This is a genomic window from Micromonospora sp. DT62, from assembly GCF_049847285.1.
GTDB lineage: Bacteria > Actinomycetota > Actinomycetes > Mycobacteriales > Micromonosporaceae > Micromonospora > Micromonospora reichwaldensis.
Genome location: NZ_JBNCOB010000004.1, coordinates 270,353 through 285,142, shown reverse-complemented (window position 1 = coordinate 285,142; position 14,790 = coordinate 270,353). Strand labels below are relative to the sequence as shown.

Sequence of the window (14,790 nt, the reverse complement as noted above, 5' to 3'; positions counted from 1 at the left end):
TCGCCTGCGCCGGTCGGCACCGTCGATCGGTGAGACCGCATACGTGGAAGGAGCCGCGCCGTGGCCCTGGACCCGCAGTTGCTGGAAATCCTCGCCTGTCCGGACACGCATCACGCCCCGCTCGACTACGACGCGCAGGCGCAGACGCTGACCTGCACCGAGTGCGGCCGGATCTTCGAGGTCCGCGACGACGTGCCGGTGCTGCTGCTGGACGAGGCGCGCGGCCCCTCGGAGCAGTCGTGATCGACGGCACGGCCGGGGTCAGCGGCCGGCGCGAGCCCGACGAGGCACTGCTCGACGACCCGGCCGCGCTGGCCGAGCACGACCCGGGCGGCATGCTGCGGCACACCGCCTCCGCCGGGGCGCAGGTCCGCGAGACGGCCGCGCTGGCCGCCGAGGCCAACCTCCAGGTGCTCGCCGACGAGGGCCGCCCCCGGGCGGTCGTCATCGCCGGCATCGGCACCGCCGGGCGTACCGGCGACGTGCTGGCCACCGTCGCCGGGCCGCGCTGCCCGGTGCCGGTCATCCCGCACCGCAGCGCCGGCGTGCCCGGCTGGGTGGGCGCCGCCGACGTGGTCATCGCCGTCAGCGCGTCCGGTCGCAGCCCCGAGGCGCTGGGCGCCGCCGAGGCCGCGCACCGGCGGGGCGCCCGGCTGGTCGCCGTCGGCGCGCCCGACTCGCAGTTGCAGTCCGTGGCCGAGCGGGCCCGGGCGCCGTTCATCCCGGTGCCCCGGCGCGCCCCGGCCCGGGCCAGCCTCTGGGCGCTCACCGTGCCGGTCCTGCTCGCCGCCCGTACGCTCGGGCTCGTGAAGGTCAACGAGGCGGATCTGGCGGAGACCGCGGCCCGGTTGGACGCGGACGCCGACCGCTGCCGCCCGACGGCCGAGTCCTTCGTCAACCCCGCGAAGTCGCTGGCCCTGGGCCTCGCCGGCTCGGTGCCGATCGTCTGGGGCTCGTCGCCGCTGGCCACGGTCGCGGCCCGCCGGTTCGGCGACACCCTGTCCGCCAACGCCCGCTACCCCGTGGTCAGCGGGGCGCTCGGCGAGGCGGGGCGCGGTCGGGTCGGCCTGCTCGACGGCGTGTTCGGCGGTCTGGCCGAGGGGGAGCGCGACATCTTCGCCGATCCCGACGCGGAGGCGCCGTCGGGCACCCGGCTGCGGTTGGTGCTGCTGCGCGACGGCGGGCTGAACCCGGAGGACGACGCCGACGAGCCCCTCGACGTCGAGGAGCGCCGCGCGGACGCCGTGCAGACCCTCGCCGAACGGCGCGGCGTGCGCTGCGACGTGGTGACCGCCGAGGGCGGCTCCGCGCTGGAGCGGCTCGCCTCGCTGGTCGCCGTGCCGGACTTCGCCTCGATCTACCTCGCCCTGGCACACGGACTGGACCCGATGGCCGTGCCGGCCATCACCGAAATGAAGGAGCTGGCAAACCAGTGAGCGATAGCAGGGAACGGGTCGAGCGGCGCGTCGCGCCGATGCCCGGCGGTGCCGCGCGACACGACGGGGCGACGGCGTGAGCGCCAACGGAGGTACGAAGGCGATCGTCGCCGCCCTGCTGGCCAACGCCGGCATCGCCGTCACCAAGTTCGTCGCGTTCCTGCTGACCGGGTCGTCGTCGATGCTGGCCGAGTCGATCCACTCGGTCGCCGACTCCGGCAACCAGGCCCTGCTGCTGCTCGGCGGGCGCCGGGCCAAGCGCGCGGCCACCCCTCAGCACCCGTTCGGCTACGGCCGGGAGCGCTACATCTACGCGTTCATCGTCTCCATCGTGCTGTTCAGCGTCGGTGGCCTGTTCGCCCTCTACGAGGCGTACCACAAGTGGTCGCACAAGGAGGGCATCACCTCGTGGCACTGGGTGCCGGTCGTGGTGCTGGTGGCGGCGATCATCATGGAGACGTTCTCCTTCCGTACCGCGATCGTCGAGTCCAACCTCGTCCGGGGCAACCAGTCGTGGGTGAAGTTCGTCCGGCGCGCCAAGGCCCCCGAACTGCCGGTGGTGCTGCTGGAGGACCTGGGCGCGCTGGTCGGTCTGGTCTTCGCGCTCTTCGGCGTGGGCATGACGCTGATCACCGGCAACGGCCGGTGGGACGCGGTGGGCACCGCGATGATCGGTGTGCTGCTGGTGGTCATCGCGATCATCCTGGCCATCGAGACCAAGAGCCTGCTGCTCGGTGAGGGCGCCGAGGCGCACGACGTCGCCGCGCTGGAGAAGTCGGTCACCGACGGCCCCGAGTTCGAGCGGATCATCCACATGAAGACGCTCTACCTCGGCCCCGAGGAGCTGATGGTGGCGGCCAAGGTCGCCGTGCCGGCCGGCGTCACCGCGGAGGTGTTGGCGCAGAGCATCAACACCGTCGAGGGGCGGATCCGCGCCGCCGTGCCGACCGCCCGGGTGATCTACCTGGAGCCGGACATCTACCGCGCCCCCGCCGCGCGGGCGGGGGCCGGGAGCGCGTCGCCCTCCGAGCCGGGTGAGGTCGCGGGGCGGCCCGGGAGCTGACCGGTGGAAATGCTGCACGGACCGATCCGCGACTACGCCTGGGGGTCCCGCTCGGCGATCGCCGAGTTGCAGGGGCGGCCGGCGCCGAGCGACGGCCCGGAGGCCGAACTGTGGCTGGGCGCCCACCCGGGCGGCCCGGCCCTGGTCGACCGCGACGGCGACCGGGTGAGCCTGACCGACCTGCTGCTCGCCGAGCCGCACCACTGGCTCGGCGAGCGGCTGGTCGGCCGGTTCGGCACCCGGCTGCCGTTCCTGCTCAAGGTGCTCGCCGCCGACGCCCCGCTGAGCCTCCAGGCGCACCCGGACGCCGAGCAGGCACGCGCCGGGCACGCCGCCGACGCCGCCCGCCCCGACGGGCAACGCAACTACGTCGATCCGTACCACAAGCCGGAGCTGTTGGTCGCGCTCTCGCCGATGGAGGCGCTCTGCGGTTTCCGGGACCCGGCGGTCTCGGCGGCGGCGCTGGCCGGCTTCGGCGTACCCGCGCTGGAGCCGGTGCTGGCGGCGCTGCTGACCGGGCCGGCGGGCCTGCGTGACGCCGTACGACTGCTGCTGACCTGGCCCGCCGACGGGCGCGACGCGCTGGTGTCGGCCGTGGCGTCGGCGCCGGACGCGGGGCCGGACGCGGAGCTGGCCCGGGACCTGGCCGCCGCCTACCCGGGCGACCCCGGGGTGCTGGTGGCGATGCTGCTCAACCGGGTGCGGCTGGCCCCCGGCGAGGCGATCTGGATGCCGGCGGGCAACCTGCACGCCTACCTGCGCGGCACCGGCGTGGAGATCATGGCGGCCAGCGACAACGTGCTGCGCGGCGGGCTGACGCCGAAGCGGGTGGACGTCGAGGAGCTGCTGCGGGTACTGCGCTTCGAGGTGCTGCGCGACCCGGTGGTGCCGCCGCTGGAGGTCGCCCCGGGCGTGGTCACGTGGCCGGTGCCGGTGGAGGACTTCGCGCTGCACCGGGTGACGGTGGAGGCGGGACTGCCGGCGGTGTCGGTCGAGGTGCCCGGGCCCCGGGTGGTGCTCTGCCGCTCCGGCGAGGTCTCGGTCGACGACGGGGCCGGCGCGGTGACGCTGGCGCCCGGACGGGCGGCCGTCGGAAGCGCCGCTGCCGGGCCGCTGCGCCTGGGCGGCGCGGGGGAGGCGTACGTCGCGAGCTGCGGCCTGCGCTGACAGGCGGGTTGGCGGGCGGGCAGGTGGGCGTGGGGCTACGACGCAAGTCCGACTTTCCCGGAATAGCTTGACTCTGCCTTGGCTGGGTGTGACTCTATGAGTACGCAGCGTTATCGCGACGAAGGTCCGAGAACGCGCGGGGAACCAAACCGGGGGGATGCACGGGGCGGGCGGCCGATGGACGGGACACGTTCACGACCGACCGCCCCGTGCGCTGTCCGCTGATGTCTTCGTGCTCACTTCACCCGACCGGTCCTCCCGTCGGCGGCTCGCGCGCGTAAGGTGAATGGTCGCGCAGCACATCGTCCGACAGGAGATTTCATGACCAGCACCCTCCCGGCGTCCGCCAGCGGCACGCCGTCCGAGGCCCGGCCGAGCACTCTCGCCGAGGGCGACTACAAGGTGGCGGATCTGTCGCTCGCCGAGTTCGGGCGTAAGGAGATCCAGCTCGCCGAGCACGAGATGCCCGGCCTGATGGCGATCCGTCGTGAGTTCGCCGACGCCCAGCCGCTCGCCGGTGCCCGGATCACCGGGTCGCTGCACATGACCATCCAGACCGCCGTGCTCATCGAGACCCTGGTCGCGCTCGGCGCGCAGGTCCGCTGGGCGTCCTGCAACATCTTCTCCACCCAGGACCACGCCGCCGCCGCGATCGTCGTCGGCGCCGAGGGCACCCCCGAGGCCCCGGCCGGCGTCCCGGTCTACGCCTGGAAGGGCGAGAGCCTGGAGGAGTACTGGTGGTGCACCGAGCAGGTGCTCGCCTGGCCCGACGGGCAGGGCCCGAACATGATCCTCGACGACGGCGGCGACGCCACCCTGCTGGTGCACAAGGGCGCCGAGTTCGAGAAGGCCGGCGCCGTGCCGCCGGTCGAGTCCGCCGACTCCGAGGAGTACGCGGTCATCCTCGGCGTGCTGCACCGCTCGCTCGCCGAGGACAACCAGCGGTGGACCCGGATCGCCGCCGGCATCAAGGGCGTGACCGAGGAGACCACCACCGGCGTGCACCGGCTCTACGAGATGCACCGCGCCGGCACCCTGCTCTTCCCCGCCATCAACGTCAACGACTCGGTGACGAAGAGCAAGTTCGACAACAAGTACGGCTGCCGCCACTCGCTGATCGACGGCATCAACCGGGCCACCGACGTGCTGATCGGCGGCAAGATGGCGGTCGTGCTCGGCTACGGCGACGTCGGCAAGGGCTGCGCCGAGTCGCTGCGCGGCCAGGGCGCCCGGGTCGTGGTGACCGAGGTCGACCCGATCTGCGCGCTCCAGGCCGCGATGGACGGCTACCAGGTCGCCACCCTGGACGACGTGGTCGAGCAGGCCGACATCTTCATCACCGCCACCGGCTGCTTCGACGTCATCACCAACGAGCACATGGCCCGGATGAAGCACCAGGCCATCGTCGGCAACATCGGCCACTTCGACAACGAGATCGACATGGCCGGCCTGGCGAAGCGTTCCGACGTCGAGCGGGTCAACATCAAGCCGCAGGTCGACCTCTGGAAGTTCGCCGACGGGCACGCCATCATCGTGCTGTCGGAGGGCCGCCTGCTCAACCTGGGCAACGCCACCGGCCACCCGAGCTTCGTGATGTCGAACTCGTTCGCCAACCAGACGATCGCCCAGATCGAGCTGTTCACCAAGACCGAGGAATACCCGATCGGCGTCTACGTGCTGCCCAAGCACCTCGACGAGAAGGTCGCCCGGCTGCACCTGGAGGCGCTCGGCGCCAAGCTGAGCACCCTGACCAAGGAGCAGGCGTCCTACCTCGGCATCTCCGTGGAGGGCCCGTTCAAGCCGGAGCACTACCGGTACTGACACCGACCGCGCCGACCGGGCCGACCGCTCCCTCCCGAGCGGCCGGCCCGGTCGGCGTTTCCGGGGCGGGCGCGCCGCCACGGGTCGAGCCGGCCGGCGTCAGCGCGGGCGGTCGCCTGCCGCCGGGCGGTCAGTCCCGACGGGAGCGGCGACGGGCGGGGCGGACCCAGCTCCACACGCACCAGACGAGCCACGCCACCGAGACCACGGCGGCCAGCGCGTGCAGCCGCAGCGCGTCGAGCAGCAGCACCAGGGCGAGGACGGCCAGCCACGGCCCGAACGCCCTCACGACCGCCACCGGCCGAGCACCATCCGGCGGACCAGCGGCGGAGCGATCCACGACCAGACGCAGAAGAGCATCCAGGTCACGGCGAACAGGCCGGCGAGCACGTCCAGGCCGGCGACGTTCAGCAGCACGATGACGCCGACCGCGAGCAGCCAGGTGCGGAAGGTCCCCAGCCGGTGCAGCGGGCGCAGCGGCAGCAGCAGCGGGTGCGCGTGCACCTGCGCCTCCCAAGCCGCCTCGGCGTAGTCGGCGTCGGTCGGGTCGTGCGCCACCGCCTGGCCGAACGCGCGGCGCGCGGTGCCCAGCCGGCCACGCCGGGCCGAGGTGGCGCCGTGCAGGGCGAGCGCCGCCGGATTGTCCGGCCACGCCCCGAGGAACTCCCCGGCGATCCGGTCGGCCTCCCGGTCGTCCCCCCGGGCGTACGCGAGCTGTACGCGGCACGCGAAGACGGCCGGCTCCTGCGGGCTGATCGCGGCGGCCCGGGCGACCAGGCGTTCCGCCTTGTCGAGCTGCCCCACGGCCGAGCAGAGGTGCGCGTACTGGCACAGCAGCCACGGGTCCTCCGGCTCGAGGGCGAGCGCGTCGAGCAGTGCCCGCTCGGCGGCGGGGTACTCGCGGCGGTGGCGCAGCGCGACGCCGAGCCGGCCGAGCAGTTCGGGGTCCGGGCCGGCCTCGGCGAGCCCTCGACGGGCGACGGCGGCCAAATCGTCCCAGCGGCTCAGCGCGGTCAGCGCGTACGCCCGCAGCCGGAACGCCGCCGGGCTGAGGGCCAGGGCGGCCGGGAGCCGGTCGACCTCGTCGAGGGCCTGCTCCGCGCGGTTCAGCTCGAGCAGGTGTGCCACCCGGGCGAGCTGGGCTTCAGGGGCGGTCATACGGCGGCCACCAGCAGGAACAGCAGCGCCTCGACGACGCCGAACAGGAGCACCGCCCCGAGGCCGGGCAGCCACAGCGACGCCGGCTCGTCGCCACGCAGCTCGTAGGCCCGGAACGGACGTTTCTGCGTGGTGGAGGCGGCGAGCCAGACCCCGGCGCCGGCCAGCGCCGCGATCAGCCGGACGGGACGGTCCCCCCAGTCGTCGAGGAATGCGAGCGTGAGCGCCAGCCGGGCCGTCAGCGCGGCCAGCCCGACGCCGAGCACCATCAGGTTCGTCCGCCGGGGCAGGCCCAGCCGGTGCCCGTTGACCAGGGCGAGCACGGTGGCGGCCAGCGGACCGGCGAAGACGGCGGGGAAGATCAGCGACTGCGGTCGCCACGGCCGGCGTCGCGTCTCGTACGCCGCCGGCGCGATGGTGGGGGTGAACAGATCGTCGGCCACGATGTTCCCGTCTCGGTAGGGGCGAGCGAGCCGGATACTGCCACAGCCGGGTGACCGACGGCGCTCCTGGACGGAGTGGATTCCAGGTCGCGACGTGTGCGCGGCCCCCGCCCGCCGGTCAGGTGCCGGCGTCGGGCACGGGCACGCCGCCCGCCGGGGCGACCGCCGGCCGTACCCCGGGAACGGGCTGGATCGGCACGGCGGCCGGCGCCCCGACGGGCACCGCCGGACGGACCGTGCCGGGCGGCACGGCGCCCGCTGGCCCGGCGGCGCCCGTTGGCCCGACGGTGCCCGTTGGCCCGGCGGTGCCTGCGGGTCCGGCGGCGCCTGCGGGCCCGGCGGTCAGGTCCGGCCCGGCGGTGCCTTCAGACGTGGCGACGCCTGCGGGCCCGGCGGTGGACGGGGTCGCGCGGGATGGCGCGGGCGGGTGGAGCGTCAGCTCCGGCCAGAGCGTCGCGGCGGCCGACCGGCCGAGCCTCAGCCGGTACCTCGCCCGCCGGTGCCGCTCGCCGAGGACCGCGGCCAGGTAGACCGACTCGGGCATGCCCGGAGGCGGGGGCGGCGTGATCACCGCCGAGACCTCGGTCCACAACCCGTGCCCCAACCGTGCCCGCGCCGGCTCCGCCAGCTGGTGCACCCGGGCCAGGTACTGGCGGGCGGCCAACGCCAGGCCGTCGTCGAGCCGGCTCAGGTCCACCGCGCCCGCCCAGCCGGCCAGCGCGGGGACCGCCGTGGGGACGGGCCGCCAGGCGGTCGCCGTGCGGGTGTGCACGACCAGCGTGCCCGCCACCAGGTCGCCCAGTCGACGCCCGCGCCGGTCGGTCACCATCACCGTCACCCCGGCCACCCAGCTCAACAGCGGCAGCACCAGGCCGGGCCACTCCACGGCCACACCGACCAGCGCCCGGATCAGCGACTGCCGCGCCGCGACCGGAGCGCCGTCGGCGCTGACCACGCGCAGCCCGACCGCCATCTTGCCCAGCGTGCGGCCGTGGTTGAACCGCTCGCACAGCACCGGGTAGCCGACCAGCACCAGGATCAGGCCCACCGTGGCGATCCCGCCGGCCAGGGCGCCGTCGACCAGCCCCTCCGGCAGGTTGAGCAGCGCGACGCCGACGCTCATGGACAGCACGAGCATGAGGGCCGCCTGCGCCAGGACGTCGAGCAGCAGCGCGAGCACCCGGGAACCGATCCGGGCGGCCCGGACGTCCAGCTCCACGGCCTCCCCGCTGACCAGCCCGGCGTCACCCCACGGGGCGGGTCGAGGTTGTGCTCTCACCCCGACAGTGAACACTATGATCGCCGGACGGGGGTGACGGTGGATCTCGACGCGTACGTCGCGGAACACGGCGGGCAGTGGCGACGGCTGGAGGAACTCTCCAAGCGCGGCCGGCTCGACGCCGCCGAGGTCGACGAGCTGGTCGCCCTCTACCAGCGGGCGACCACCCAGCTGTCGGTGCTGCGCAGCCGCTCACCCGATCCGGCGCTGGTCAGCCAGCTCTCCCAGGTGGTGCTGCGCGCCCGGGCCCGGCTCACCGGGCGCCCGCGCCCGTCGTGGGCGGCGGTCGGGCGGTTCTTCGTGGCCGGCTTCCCCGCCGCGGTCTACCGCGCCTGGCCCTGGTGGTGCGGGGTGGCGACCGGGTTCAGCCTGCTCAGCCTCTTCCTCATCTGGTTCGTCGCGGGCAACCCGCAGACGGCGGCGGCCTTCATCGGCGAGGCGGCGGCCGCGGACCTGGTCGAGTCCGGCTTCGCCGGCTACTACACCGAGTTCTCCGCGCCGACGTTCGCGTTCCACCTGTGGACGCACAACGCCTGGCTCGCCGCCCAGTGCCTCGCCGCCGGGGTCCTCATCGTCCCGGTGCTCTACCTGCTCTGGCAGAACGCGCTCAACATCGGCGTGGTCGGCGGGGTGATGGTCGCCTACGGCCGCGCGGACGTCTTCTTCGGCCTGATCACCCCGCACGGGCTGCTGGAACTCACCGGCGTCTTCGTGGCCGCCGGGGTGGGCCTGCGCATCGGGTGGGCGTGGATCGCGCCGCCCACGCAGCTCACCCGGGGGCAGTCGGTGGCCCGGGCGGGACGCGAGGGCGTGCTGGTCGCCGTCGGGCTGGTGGGGCTCTTCGCGGTCTCCGCCGTCATCGAGGCGTTCGTGACCCCCGCGCCCGTGCCCATTCCGCTCCGCGTGGCCGTGGGCGCCGCCGTCTGGCTCGCCTTCCTGGCGTACGTGGTGCTCCTCGGTCGCCGCGCCACCCACCCAGATCCCGTTGATCATGAAGTTGTTGCCGTGACACGCCGGGCGGACGGGCAATAACTTCATGATCAACGAGGGCTGGCGGTGGGGTGCCGGCCCAGCCGGTCAGAGGTGGCCGAGGGCCTTGAGGCGGAGGTAGGTGTCGGCCAGGGTGGGGGCCAGGCGGCCGGCCGGGGCGTCCACCACCGTCACGCCTTGGCGGGCCAGAGCCACCCGCACCCGGTCGCGTTCGGTCAGGGCGCGCCAGGCCGCTGCTGCGGCGTAGGCGTCCGCCGGGCGCTGCGGGACGGTGGTGGTGAGGGCGGTCAGCACCGGGTCGTGCGTCGCCGCGATCACCACCTTGTGCCGGGCGGCCAGCCGGGGGAGCACCGGCAGCAGCCCCTCGCCGAGGGCGCCGGCCTCCAACGCGGTGAAGAGCACCACCAGGCTGCGCTGGCGCTGCCGGCGCAGCAGCTCGCCCGCGATCAGGTCGAAGTCCGTCTCCACCAGCGTCGGCTGGAGCGGGGCGAGGGCGTGCACCACCCGGGGAAGCAGGGCCGGCCCGCCGGTGCCGGTCACCGTGGCCCGCACCGCCGCGTCGGCCGCGAGCAGGTCGACCCGGTCGCCAGCGCGGGCGGCGAGGGCGGTGAGCAGCAGCGCGGCGTCGATCGCGGTGTCCAGCCGGGGTTCGTCGCCGACCCGCACCGCCGACGTACGCCCGGTGTCCAGCACACACAGCAGCCGGCGGTCCCGCTCCGGCCGCCACGTGCGCACCAGCACGTCGGCGCGGCGCGCGCTCGCCCGCCAGTCGATCGAGCGCACGTCGTCGCCGACCACGTACTCGCGGAGGGTGTCGAACTCGGTGCCCTGGCCCCGCCCCCGGCTCACCTGGGTGCCGTCGATGACCCGCAGCCGGGACAGCTTCTCCGGCAGGTGCCGGCGGGAGTCGAAACGGGGCAGCACGCGCAGCGTCCACGGTGGGGTGGCCGGCCGCCCGGAGCGCTGCCGGAACCCGAGCCCCAGCGGCCCGAACGAGCGCACGGTCAGCGCCACCGCCGGCCGGTCGCCCCGCCGCAGCGGGGTCAGCCGGCTGGGCAGCGCCACCGTTCCGCCCGGGTCGACGCGCACCAGCGTCGCCGGGGGCACGTCGGGGCGGGCGCCGGCGGAGGGCACCCAGGCGTCGCGGACCCTGGCCCGCAGCGTACGGCCGGAGGGGTTGTGCAGCAGCAGCGCGACGGTGGCGGTGCCGCCGAGTCGGACCGCGCGGTCCCCCTGCCGGGCGGCCGTGAGCGCGCCCGGCGGCGCGGCCAGCGCCCGGTCGAGCAGCACCAGCAGCAGCACCGCCCCGGTCATCACCAGCAGCCCGGCGAACGGCGACGGCCAGGCCGGCAGGGTCAGCGCGCCGACCGCCAGCAGGAGCGCCGCCCGCCAGGTCATCGCGGCGTCGGCACGGTGGCGAGCACCGTGTCCAGCACCTGGTCCACGCCGACGCCCTCCAGCTCCACCTCGGGGCGCAGCCGCAGCCGGTGCCGCAGCGTCGGCCGGGCGACCGCCTTCACGTCGTCCGGTACGACGTGGTCGCGGCCGGCCAGCCAGGCCCACGCCTTGGCCGTGTTGAGCAGCGCGGTGGCGCCCCGGGGCGAGGCGCCCAGCTCCAGCGCGGGGGTGTTGCGGGTGGCCCGGCAGAGGTCGACGACGTAGCCGAAGAGCGGCTCGGCCACGTGCACCCGGCCGACCGCCGCCCGGGCCGCCGCCAGGTCGGCCGCGTCGGCCACCGGTCGTACGCCGGCAGCGGTCAGGTCGCGCGGGTCGAAGCCGGCGTGGTGCGCGCGGAGCACGCCCAGCTCCTCGTCCCGGTTGGGCAGCGGCACGGTGAGCTTGAGCAGGAACCGGTCGAGCTGCGCCTCCGGCAGCGGGTAGGTGCCCTCGTACTCGATCGGGTTCTGGGTGGCGGCGACGATGAACGGGTCGGGCAGCGGCCGCCGTTCGCCCTCCACCGAGACCTGCCGCTCCTCCATCACCTCCAGCAGCGCCGACTGGGTCTTCGGCGGCGTCCGGTTGATCTCGTCGGCGAGCAGCAGGTTGGTGAAGACCGGCCCCTCGCGGAAGGTGAAGGCGGCGGAGCGCGGGTCGAAGATCAGCGAGCCGGTGACGTCGCCCGGCATCAGGTCCGGGGTGAACTGCACCCGCTTGGACCCCAGGTCGAGGGCGGCGGCCACGGTGCGGATCAGCAGGGTCTTGGCCACGCCCGGCACGCCCTCCAGCAGCACGTGCCCGCGGCAGAGCAGGGCGATGACCAGGCCGGTGACGACCGCGTCCTGCCCGACGACCGCCTTGGCGACCTCGGCGCGCAGCCGGTGCAGGGCGGCGCGGGGGTCGACGGGGTCGATGGTCGGCGGCTCGGCGGTACCGGCGGGTCGGGTCACCGGGGGTCTCCTTCGGCTCGGTGCGGTGCGGCGGGCGGGGGCGGCCCCGCCGCGGGCGGCGCGGCGGGTGTGGGCGGCCCGACTGCGGGCGGTGCGGCGGGTGTGGGCGGCGGCCCGTCGGCGGCCGGTGGCGGCGCTTCGGCGGCGGCGCGGGTCAGCCGGTCCAGCGCGCGGGCCAGGTCCAGCAGGTCCTGGTCGGTCTCGGGCGCGGCGCCGTGCAGCACCTCGTCGGTCCACCGGGGGTCGTCGCCGGTGCGGGCGGCGACCGCGGCGGCCACGTCGGCCGGCGGCGCGGTCGGCGGCAGGTGCAGCCGGGGCGTCAGACGGTCCAGGGCGGCGCTCCGCAGCGTCCGCGCGGCCGCATCCCGGGCACCCGCCTTCTCGTAGAGCCGCGCCCGGCCGAGCACCGTCTCCGCCGAGCGGACCGTGACCGGCAGCGGCTCCACCGCCGGCGGGCCGAGCCGGCGGGCCCGCCAGAGCGCGGCCAGCAGGGCGGCGACGGCGAGCTGGGCCAGCAACGCCCACAGCCAGGCGGGGAAGGCGGACCAGAGCGGGTTCGGCGGGTCGGGCCTGTCGGCCCGGTCCTCGGCCCGGCCCTCGCTGTCGTCGTCAGTCTCCCCGCCCGGGTCCGCCGGGCCGCCGGGCCGTCCGTCGCCGGTGCCGTCGCCGGTGCCGGTGCCCGGGCCGCCGTACCCGGTGGAGCCGCCCGGCGTCGGCGACCAGGCCGGGCTGCCGCTGCTGCCGTCGCCGAAGACCGGCGGAGGCTCGGGGCCGTCCAGGTCGAGCCACACCACCCGGCCTGGCTCGCCGAGCAGCGCGGTGGCGAACGCCCGGTTGTCCCACTCGTTGATCCGGTCGTTGCGGAACGGATCGCTGGCGCCCACCGCCACGGTGCTCTCGGGGACCCGGGGCAGCAGGGCGAGCCCGTCGGCGAAGCAGAACCCGACGGGCGCCGACGCGCCCGGGGCGAGCGCGTAGCGTTGCAGCCCGACCGCCACCCGCCCGAGCTGGCGCAACTCGGGCAGGGGGCAGGGCAGGCCCCGCGCGTCCGGCCCCACCGCCTGCGCGGCCCACCGGCGGTCGGCCGGTTCCACCGGCAGCAGCCTGACCGCCTCCAGCACCCGTCGCGACGGGTCCACCAGCACCAGCCTGGTGGTCGAGGGCAGCGCGTCCAACGCGCCGACCGTGTCCGGGTGCAGCAGCGCCGGCGCGGGTACGAAGAGCGTGGCCGCCCCGCCGCGGGCGGCCAGCAGGGCGCGCAGCGTGTCCGTCTCCCGCTGCACGGTGACGCCCTGCCCGCGCAGCGCGTCGGCGAGCCGACTGCCGCCGTCGTCCCCGGTCGCGACCGGCGAGAGGAATCCCTGGTCGCCGGGGTCGGGCTGGTCGACCGCGTGGGTGATCAGGGTGGTGGCCAGCAGCGCCGCGGCCAGGCCCAGTGGGATCAGCAGCCGGTGCCGGCGGCGCCGTCGCCGGGGGGCGACGTCCGCGCGTGGCGCCGGTGGTACGTCGGTGGCCTGTGCGCTCATGGTCGTGGCCCGTCCTCGGGTCGCCCGGTCAGCAGCCGGTCCAGGTCGGCGGCGTGCTCCCGCATCCGGTGGTCGTGCTCGACGGAGGCGGGGCGCTGGCCGTACCAGAGCTCGGAGAAGATCGCGCCGGCGGCGCCCAGCGGCGGGCCCACCTGGGGCCGGGTGTCCGTCGCGGCCCGCACCAGCTCGGCGACGGTCATGCCGGGCTGCGGCTGCACCACGCGCCGGGCGGCCAGCTCCCGGACCATCGCGCGCAGCCGCTCCCGGACGGCTTCGGCGTACCGGCCCTCGGCGGCGAACCGGTCCGCGAGGGAGACGTACGCGGCGGCCGGCAGTTCGGGCTCGCGGGGGGCGGGGACGACCGGCGGCGGGGCGTCCGGTGGCGCGGTCTTCCGGCGGCGTCGACGCAGCCGGGGCAGCCGCCGGGGGACCCAGGCCGGGAACGTGTACCAGCCGACCGCGACCAGCACCGCGGCGAGCACCAGCAGCAGGGCGACCAGGGGCAGCGGCACCCGGTCGCCGAGCGCCGCCGTCGTCTCGGTCCACCACCGGCTGAAGCTCATCGCCCGGCCGCCAGCAGGACGGTCTCCGGCGTGCCCGGCCGGGCCCGGGAGAGCCGGATGTCCAGCCCCTCGGTACGCATCCGGGTCTCCAGGTGCAGCACCGCGTCCAGGCAGGCCAGGGCCGGGTAGGCGACGCTGTTCACGCCCGCCCAGACGGCCAGCGACAGCCACCCGGCCCAGGCGCGGTCGACGAGGTCGAACGAGTCCAACCCGACGTAGACGCCGACGCCGAGACCGACTCGCACGATCCACCACACGAGGTAGCCGAGCAGCCGGATCCAGCCGGCCCGGCCGGCGCCGCGGACGGCCAGGGCGGCGGCGCGCAGCGGGGCCCGCAGCGGATGCACCCGGTCGACGACCAGCGCTGGCGCCACGGCGCCGAGCAGGGCGAACCCGACGATCCACACCGGCCCGAACAGCGCCACCCCGCACATCACCACGCCGACGAGCACGGCGAGCAGCGCGGTGGCGCCCCAGCGCGCGCCGGCCGGGCGGAGCAGTTCCCGGGGGCCCGGCGCGCGGCCGAACAGGGCGGCCCCGGCGGCCCGGGCGGCCGGATTTCCGAGCAGCAGGACGATCACCGCCTCGGTCGCCGCCCCCACCGCCAGCAGCAGCCAGTACGCGCCGAACCGCCCGAACTCCGGCAGCCAGGCGGGTGGCGCCGTGCCGGCGGCGAGCCGCAACGGGTGCAGCAGGAGCTGTTCGGCCACGGCCAGTACGAGGGCGACCGGCACCAGCACCCGGGCCTGACCGCGCAGCAGCAGGACCGCGGAGTCCAGCAGTTCGCCGACCGTGAGGGGGCGGCGCGGGAGCACGGCGGTCGGGCCGGCGTCGGGCACGCGTACTCCTGGGGACGGGCGGCGGTGGCGCGTGACGGCGCACGCGGGGATCATGGTGACACGCCCGTTCCGATCGGGTGGACCCGCACGTCGGGGCGGCGACGCCGGGCACCCGTTG

The 14,790-nt window shown here is 75.7% G+C and carries 15 protein-coding genes; 6 read left to right on the top strand and 9 right to left on the bottom strand.

What is annotated here, in order from left to right:
- Positions 1-60 precede the first annotated feature (60 nt).
- The 5 genes from ACPXCB_RS08850 (at position 61) to ahcY (ending at position 5,487) form a co-directional block, all read left to right on the top strand.
- On the top strand, positions 61-243 hold the full coding sequence (locus ACPXCB_RS08850; RefSeq protein ID WP_121396478.1) for a Trm112 family protein: 183 nt from the start codon (positions 61-63) through the stop codon (positions 241-243).
- Complete coding sequence (locus tag ACPXCB_RS08845; protein ID WP_311414196.1) at positions 240-1,436, top strand: SIS domain-containing protein; 1,197 nt, start codon at positions 240-242, stop codon at positions 1,434-1,436. Before ACPXCB_RS08850 ends, ACPXCB_RS08845 begins: the two co-directional genes overlap by 4 nt.
- 76 nt (positions 1,437-1,512) lie before the next feature.
- A complete protein-coding gene (locus tag ACPXCB_RS08840) occupies positions 1,513-2,499 on the top strand; it encodes a cation diffusion facilitator family transporter (protein WP_425873860.1) in 987 nt (328 codons plus the stop codon).
- Positions 2,500-2,502: 3 nt separating this feature from the next.
- Positions 2,503-3,666 (top strand): mannose-6-phosphate isomerase, class I, encoded by a 1,164-nt coding sequence (gene manA / locus ACPXCB_RS08835; protein ID WP_425873858.1) that lies wholly within the window; start codon positions 2,503-2,505, stop codon positions 3,664-3,666.
- Positions 3,667-3,987: 321 nt separating this feature from the next.
- A complete protein-coding gene (gene ahcY / locus ACPXCB_RS08830; RefSeq protein WP_425873856.1) occupies positions 3,988-5,487 on the top strand; it encodes an adenosylhomocysteinase in 1,500 nt (499 codons plus the stop codon).
- Positions 5,488-5,617: 130 nt separating this feature from the next.
- Here the strand turns inward: ahcY and ACPXCB_RS08825 are convergent, their stop codons facing one another.
- From ACPXCB_RS08825 to ACPXCB_RS08810, 4 genes are all read right to left on the bottom strand, one after another.
- Positions 5,618-5,785 (bottom strand): hypothetical protein, encoded by a 168-nt coding sequence (locus ACPXCB_RS08825; protein ID WP_425873854.1) that lies wholly within the window; start codon positions 5,783-5,785, stop codon positions 5,618-5,620.
- Positions 5,773-6,645 (bottom strand): tetratricopeptide repeat protein, encoded by an 873-nt coding sequence (locus ACPXCB_RS08820; RefSeq protein WP_425873852.1) that lies wholly within the window; start codon positions 6,643-6,645, stop codon positions 5,773-5,775. The genes ACPXCB_RS08825 and ACPXCB_RS08820 overlap by 13 nt, the downstream gene beginning before the upstream one ends.
- Positions 6,642-7,088 carry a hypothetical protein gene (locus tag ACPXCB_RS08815; protein ID WP_425873850.1) on the bottom strand — a complete coding sequence of 149 codons (447 nt, stop codon included), beginning with the start codon at positions 7,086-7,088 and terminating at the stop codon, positions 6,642-6,644. Before ACPXCB_RS08815 ends, ACPXCB_RS08820 begins: the two co-directional genes overlap by 4 nt.
- A 118-nt stretch (positions 7,089-7,206) precedes the next feature.
- Positions 7,207-8,367, bottom strand: coding sequence for an RDD family protein (locus tag ACPXCB_RS08810; protein WP_425873848.1), 1,161 nt, complete (start codon positions 8,365-8,367; stop codon positions 7,207-7,209).
- Between the two features lie 33 nt (positions 8,368-8,400).
- Between ACPXCB_RS08810 and ACPXCB_RS08805 the strand changes: the two genes are divergently transcribed.
- The gene (locus tag ACPXCB_RS08805; protein WP_425873846.1) at positions 8,401-9,399 is read left to right on the top strand and encodes a stage II sporulation protein M; all 999 of its coding nucleotides are present in this window, start codon (positions 8,401-8,403) and stop codon (positions 9,397-9,399) included.
- Between the two features lie 45 nt (positions 9,400-9,444).
- On the opposite strand, the gene ACPXCB_RS08800 is transcribed toward ACPXCB_RS08805, so the two are convergent.
- The 5 genes from ACPXCB_RS08800 to ACPXCB_RS08780 are packed head-to-tail and all read right to left on the bottom strand — an operon-like array spanning position 9,445 to position 14,672.
- Positions 9,445-10,755 (bottom strand): DUF58 domain-containing protein, encoded by a 1,311-nt coding sequence (locus tag ACPXCB_RS08800; protein ID WP_425873844.1) that lies wholly within the window; start codon positions 10,753-10,755, stop codon positions 9,445-9,447.
- The gene (locus ACPXCB_RS08795; protein ID WP_425873842.1) at positions 10,752-11,744 is read right to left on the bottom strand and encodes an AAA family ATPase; all 993 of its coding nucleotides are present in this window, start codon (positions 11,742-11,744) and stop codon (positions 10,752-10,754) included. Before ACPXCB_RS08795 ends, ACPXCB_RS08800 begins: the two co-directional genes overlap by 4 nt.
- Positions 11,741-13,270, bottom strand: coding sequence for a DUF4350 domain-containing protein (locus ACPXCB_RS08790; RefSeq protein WP_425873840.1), 1,530 nt, complete (start codon positions 13,268-13,270; stop codon positions 11,741-11,743). Before ACPXCB_RS08790 ends, ACPXCB_RS08795 begins: the two co-directional genes overlap by 4 nt.
- Positions 13,267-13,833 carry a DUF4129 domain-containing protein gene (locus tag ACPXCB_RS08785; RefSeq protein ID WP_425873838.1) on the bottom strand — a complete coding sequence of 189 codons (567 nt, stop codon included), beginning with the start codon at positions 13,831-13,833 and terminating at the stop codon, positions 13,267-13,269. The genes ACPXCB_RS08790 and ACPXCB_RS08785 overlap by 4 nt, the downstream gene beginning before the upstream one ends.
- A complete protein-coding gene (locus tag ACPXCB_RS08780) occupies positions 13,830-14,672 on the bottom strand; it encodes a hypothetical protein (RefSeq protein WP_425873836.1) in 843 nt (280 codons plus the stop codon). Before ACPXCB_RS08780 ends, ACPXCB_RS08785 begins: the two co-directional genes overlap by 4 nt.
- Between the last annotated feature and the right edge of the window lie 118 nt (positions 14,673-14,790).